Annotated in this window: 6 protein-coding genes and 1 CRISPR repeat array; all 6 genes read right to left on the bottom strand. The window is 29.0% G+C overall.

Annotation, left to right across the window (positions count from 1 at the left end; genetic code table 11):
* Nucleotides 1-217 precede the first annotated feature (217 nt).
* A CRISPR array of direct repeats spans nucleotides 218-504; the repeat unit is 29 nt; unit sequence ATTTAAATACATCTATGTTGATATTAAAC.
* A 263-nt stretch (nucleotides 505-767) separates the two neighbouring features.
* Complete coding sequence (locus J7M77_RS02000; RefSeq protein ID WP_296875475.1) at nucleotides 768-1,934, bottom strand: cation diffusion facilitator family transporter; 1,167 nt, start codon at nucleotides 1,932-1,934, stop codon at nucleotides 768-770.
* Between the two features lie 2 nt (nucleotides 1,935-1,936).
* A complete protein-coding gene (locus J7M77_RS02005) occupies nucleotides 1,937-2,284 on the bottom strand; it encodes a hypothetical protein (protein WP_296875477.1) in 348 nt (115 codons plus the stop codon).
* Nucleotides 2,285-2,416: 132 nt separating this feature from the next.
* Nucleotides 2,417-3,553 carry a leucine-rich repeat domain-containing protein gene (locus J7M77_RS02010; RefSeq protein ID WP_296875479.1) on the bottom strand — a complete coding sequence of 379 codons (1,137 nt, stop codon included), beginning with the start codon at nucleotides 3,551-3,553 and terminating at the stop codon, nucleotides 2,417-2,419.
* 379 nt (nucleotides 3,554-3,932) lie between these two features.
* Nucleotides 3,933-4,571, bottom strand: coding sequence for a bifunctional phosphoribosyl-AMP cyclohydrolase/phosphoribosyl-ATP diphosphatase HisIE (hisIE, locus tag J7M77_RS02015; protein ID WP_296875481.1), 639 nt, complete (start codon nucleotides 4,569-4,571; stop codon nucleotides 3,933-3,935).
* Nucleotides 4,571-5,335 (bottom strand): imidazole glycerol phosphate synthase subunit HisF, encoded by a 765-nt coding sequence (hisF, locus tag J7M77_RS02020; RefSeq protein WP_296875483.1) that lies wholly within the window; start codon nucleotides 5,333-5,335, stop codon nucleotides 4,571-4,573. The genes hisIE and hisF overlap by 1 nt, the downstream gene beginning before the upstream one ends.
* Nucleotides 5,317-5,599: HisA/HisF-related TIM barrel protein (locus tag J7M77_RS02025; protein ID WP_296875485.1), on the bottom strand; the 283-nt coding region annotated here is incomplete at its 5' end. The genes hisF and J7M77_RS02025, both read right to left, overlap by 19 nt.

The following is a 5,599-nucleotide window of genomic DNA, read 5'->3' on the forward strand; positions in this document are numbered from 1 at the left end:
ATTAGATAAAATTTAGCTTATCATAAATAATCATTAGACAAATAAACAGATATAAAAAAATGGCCGTTCTAATTTTAGAACAGCCATTTTTATTACTCTTACACCCACTATCATCCTTATCCAAGACTGCTTGATTTACCCTATATCAGTTTCAAACTTTAAAATACATTAAAATTTCTTCTAAAAAGTCAAACAATACTATAATATTTTTCAACTATAATAAAAGAATCTATGTTGATATTAAACAATGCCAAATTAGGAAACCATACAGTGCGAAAAGGATTTAAATACATCTATGTTGATATTAAACAGGAAGTAGAAAGCACTTTTAAAAGTCTAGGTATAAAATTTAAATACATCAATGTTGATATTAAACAAAAGATCCTATTAAAATTGATATTCAGTCTACATAATTTAAATACATCTATGTTGATATTAAACTGATTTCTCCTTATCGACATAGGTCGATTCATTCATTTAAATACATCTATGTTGATATTAAACCATAGTAAATAAGCCGTTTTGATAAAAGCATAATAGTCTAAACTCTAGATAAATCAATGATTTTAACATTTTTTACCAGTTAATCATGTACTACATAAAGTATACCATAAATTTCTTTATTCTCCTAGATACATAAAGGTTTTAAAAGATTTTTAAAAAAATATAGCTGGTAATCGTAAGACTTTCTTCATTGTATCTTATGTTTTATAAAATCATTTAATATTAAATAGTAACTAATAATTAAAAAACCACTAAATGTGGTTTTAGACAAAACTATGTTCAATTTGCATAACAGTAAAGAAACTAGAATTTACTGCTTTTATTTTTTCATTAATTTCTTTCTTTAATAACTTATGATCAATTTGATCACTTACTGGAAGTAAAACATCGAAAATCAAATTAGTATGCGTTGGTCCTGTAACTACACGGAAATCATGAATACTATATTCTGGATTGATTTCTTTAACAATTTTTAAGACCATTTCTTTTAATTCATTGGTTAATGAATCATTACTGTCAATGGGATCCATGTGAATCGTCGTTAAAATATGATACTTCTCTAATACCGATCTTTCAATTAAATCAATTTCATCATGAACAACCATGATATCCTCATCACAGTTAACTTCAACGTGTAAAGTTAAAAAACGTCGTCCTGGTCCATAATCATGCATCATTAAATCATGAATACCTAAAACTTCAGGATAAGATAAAATATAAGTTTCAATTTCTTTGATCAATTCTTTATCCGGTGCCATTCCTAACAATGGATCAACTGTGTCTTTAAAAATTTCTACTCCAGATTTTAAAACAATTAAAGAAACTAGGGCTCCAATAATTCCATCAACTGGTAAATCAGTATATAAAGATGCTATCAAAGCAATTAATGAAGCACCAGTTGTTAGACAATCATTTAAACTATCCTGGCTGGCTGCCTGTAATGTTGTTGAATTTATTTTATTGGCAATATTTTTATTAAATCGTGCCATATATAATTTAATTAAAATTGAAACAACTAAGATCAAAGCAGCTAAATACGTAAAAATTACTTTTTCTGGTTCGATAATTTTAATAACAGCATCTTTTAATGCCTGGAAACCGACCAATAAAATTAAAAAAGCAATAATTAATCCGGCTACATATTCAATTCTGCCATGACCATAAGGATGTTCTTCATCAGGATGTTTATTAGCCAATTTAAAGCCAAATAATGAAGCTAAATTGCTACCAACGTCAGATAGATTGTTTAATCCATCCGCCATTATTGCAACACTATGAGTGATTGTTCCCATAGTAAGTTTAAACAGAACTAAAATAATATTACAAACAATCGAAACTAATGAACATAACATTCCATATTGTTTTCGAACAGTCGTATTATCATAGTTCTGATAATTTTTAATAAATTTACTTGCTAAATAATTAACCATGGTTAATCAAGATGATAAACGAATAAATCTTGTTTATTAATAATGATCAATTTAGCTTCACATAATTCATCATAATATTTTTCCATTTTCGCATTATCAACTTCTTTGTTAGCTAGTTTTGCTAAAGTTGCTACGATCGTTGGATTATCACGTTTTACAAAAGCCAATCCTTCTTGATTAACATTTGCTTTATTTAATAACGTATCTAATATCGCTACGTATGCTAATTTTGTTTCTAAACGAATATTAGCAAAACTGCCACTATGAAACAGTACTTTAGGTAAATAGTATTGTTCATCTGTTAACTCCGCTTTTAATTTGTTTAAAGTATCTTTGTTATATAATTCCATCATTAATTCCTCCTAGAATACATTTACCATTATAACACAATCTACTTATCTATTTGTCATAAAATAGTATCTTTGAAATTATAAATATTTCTAACAGTAACTTCAAGTAATATTTTCATCTTTTTTTACAATTCATTTAAAAATACCAGTACTTTTTAACATCTTTTCTGTTTTGGTATCACCAAAGTGAAGATCTTCATATTGATCGATTCTTACAATATTATAACCGCCACTTATCATAAAACCAGTGATTTTATTACCATCAGGAATTAAAAAGAATTTTCGATAACTGTCATACATTCGATCATACTCATCAAATGTTGGTACTTTAGTATAAATCATCAAGATCTTTTTACCATTTTTTGTTTGATAAATATACTGATCATCACTAAAATCACTGACATAATTATAATTATTGAGGTTAAAATCTTTAATTTCCATTTGCTTTTGATAATAAAAGCTCATACCACCAATCTCCATACTTTGATAATTATTAGGCTGTGGATATTTATGATTACTAAGACGATTATATACTTCTTTTAATTCTTTGCTATCAGTTATTTTAGTGCGCCAAAAGGCATCAACGCCTAATGAAACCAATGAATAAGGTAAATTGATTTTTTCCAGTTTTCGACAGGCATCAAAAGCACTTGCTCCTATTTTAATAACTCCCTCAAACATAACTACTTCTTTTAAATTATCACAATAACTAAAAGCTCCACGACCAATTCCCTTTAATGTTGTCGGTAAAACTACTTTTTCTAGTTCTCGCATATAACAAAAAGCTTTTTCATTGATAAAGGTCATTCCTTCAGGAATTTTCAATTCTTTGATTGCTGTGCCTCCAAAAGCATTTTCTTCTACTTTAGTCAACTGAGCAGGTAAATTAATTTCTGTCAAACTGGTACAGCCTTGAAAAGTAGACATTTCAATGACTTGTAAATTATCAGGTAAATTAATGCTTTTTAAATTTTGGCAATATTGAAATGCACAATAGCCAATTTTTTTAACCTGTTTACCAATTACAATCTTTTCCAAACTCGAATGTTCAAAAGCCCGATCATCAATTTCAACTAATGAAGCAGGTAATATAACTTCTTTAACTGTTTCACTTCGATAAAAAGCCCATACGCCAATTTTTACTACTCCTTTAGGAATAACAACAACTTCGTCATGACCATGATATTTTTTTAATACACATTCTTCATTAATATCCATATCATCTGCTTTAGGGATACGTTTATTTTTAAATATCTCAGTAAATTTCACTTTTGATTCCCCCATTCTTTAGTTAAATATTATTATAATTATAACGAAAAAATCATCATTATTAAAGTAAAGAAAATAAAGATTGTAAATATGGAACGCAGTGCGTTCCGTTTTCTAAAAACCAGATAAAACTTCCTTTCTATACTCAGCTCTATCTTGTTCATATTATTCTATCAATAAACTATTATCATAGTAAAATTAACTAACCAATATACTTGATTTCATAATCATTGCATTTATTGATTTTTATTTATTACAAATTATATCTAATATAATAATCAATTAGTTATCAGCCTAATTAAAAGATATTTAAAGCCATTGGATTGCTCTGATAGCTTTAAATATCTTAAATAATTTATAAAATAGATATTCTAAATTTTTAATATTCACCACGAGTATGAAAATCTTTTTTATTACCAGTAATTTGATGACGTTTTTTTAATTTGGTTTCAATATCGTCTAATGAAACACCTTGATTATTCATTAACACAAATACATGATATAACAAATCACTAATTTCACCAACTAATTCATCTTTGTCATTGTTTTTAGCGGCAATAATTGTTTCACTAGCTTCTTCACCAACTTTTTTGCATATCTTATCGACACCTTGATCTAATAAGTAATTTGTATATGATTTTTCAACCGGATGAACTTTACGATCCTGGATCAATTTTTCTAAACTTCTAAAAATATTCGTATGATCATATTCGATCACTTCATTAAAGAAACATGAATAAGCCCCAGTATGACAAGCAGCTCCAATTTGTTCAACAAAAATTAATAAAGTATCTAAATCACAATCTAAATACATTCCCTTAATATTTTGAAAATGTCCTGAAGTTTCTCCTTTATGCCACAATTCCTGGCGAGAGCGCGAATAGAAACATGTTTGATTAGTTTCCAACATTCTTTGATACGCTTCTTCATTGACATAAGCTAACATTAAAACTTCATTAGTCTGATAATCTTGAACAATTGCCGGAATTAGTTCCATTTTCTTAAAATCAGGTTTCATTACATTGCCCTCCTTACATTAATTCCTTGTTTTCTTAGTTCCTGGCGAACATCTTCAACTGTCGCTTCACCAAAATGGAATAACGAAGCTACTAAAGCCGCATCACAGTTAGTCTTTTTAAAAACATCTACAATATCCTGGATACTGCCACAGCCACCACTGGCAATAACAGGAATATCAACCACATCACAAACAGCATTGATCATATCGATATCATAACCCGCTTTAGTGCCATCAGCATCCATTGAAGTAAGTAAAATTTCTCCAGCCCCTAATTTTTGACACTTAGTTACCCATTCAATTAAATCAATTCCGGTATTTTCACGACCACCTTTTACATAAACATCATAACCGCCAGTTGGTCTTTTTTTAGCATCAACTGCTACGACAACACACTGAACACCAAATTCATCAGCAGCTTCTTTGATCAAATTAGGATTATTGATAGCAGCCGAATTAACCGATACTTTATCCGCACCACAAGCTAAGATCATTCTAAAATCATCAAGCGTGCGAATACCACCACCTACTGCTAAAGGAATAGAAAGCTCATTGGCACCACGTTCAATTAGATCTTTAATAATATCTCGCTGTTCATAACTTGCTGTAATATCCAAAAAAACAACCTCATCACTACATTGCTGGTCATAGCGTTTAGCAAGTTCAATAGGATCACCAACATCTTTTAATCCCACAAAATTAATCCCTTTAACTACTTTACCATTTTTGATATCTAAACAGGGGATTATCCGTTTTGTAAGCATGCTATAACCTCCTTCAAATCTATTTTACCCTCATAATAAGCCTTACCAACAATACAGGCATAATAATTATGTTTCGTAGCTTCTTCGATATTTTTAGCGTCTTTAACACCGCCAGAAACAACAAAATTAATATCTGAAATACTTGCAATCTGTTCATACATTTCAAAATTTGGTCCCGTTAACGTGCCATCTTTACTAATATCGGTAGCAACAATATATTCAACTCCGATTTTTTCTAATTCTTTAATAAAATCAAGATAATAA

It is taken from the genome of Thomasclavelia sp. (assembly GCF_017889095.1).
Classification (GTDB): domain Bacteria; phylum Bacillota_I; class Bacilli_A; order Erysipelotrichales; family Coprobacillaceae; genus Thomasclavelia.

Coding starts and splice junctions, on each gene's coding strand:
- J7M77_RS02000 (WP_296875475.1), bottom strand. CDS start 1,934: ATGGTTAATTATTTAGCAAGTAAATTTATTAAAAATTATCAGAACTAT.
- J7M77_RS02005 (WP_296875477.1), bottom strand. CDS start 2,284: ATGGAATTATATAACAAAGATACTTTAAACAAATTAAAAGCGGAGTTA.
- hisIE (WP_296875481.1), bottom strand. CDS start 4,571: ATGAAACCTGATTTTAAGAAAATGGAACTAATTCCGGCAATTGTTCAA.
- hisF (WP_296875483.1), bottom strand. CDS start 5,335: ATGCTTACAAAACGGATAATCCCCTGTTTAGATATCAAAAATGGTAAA.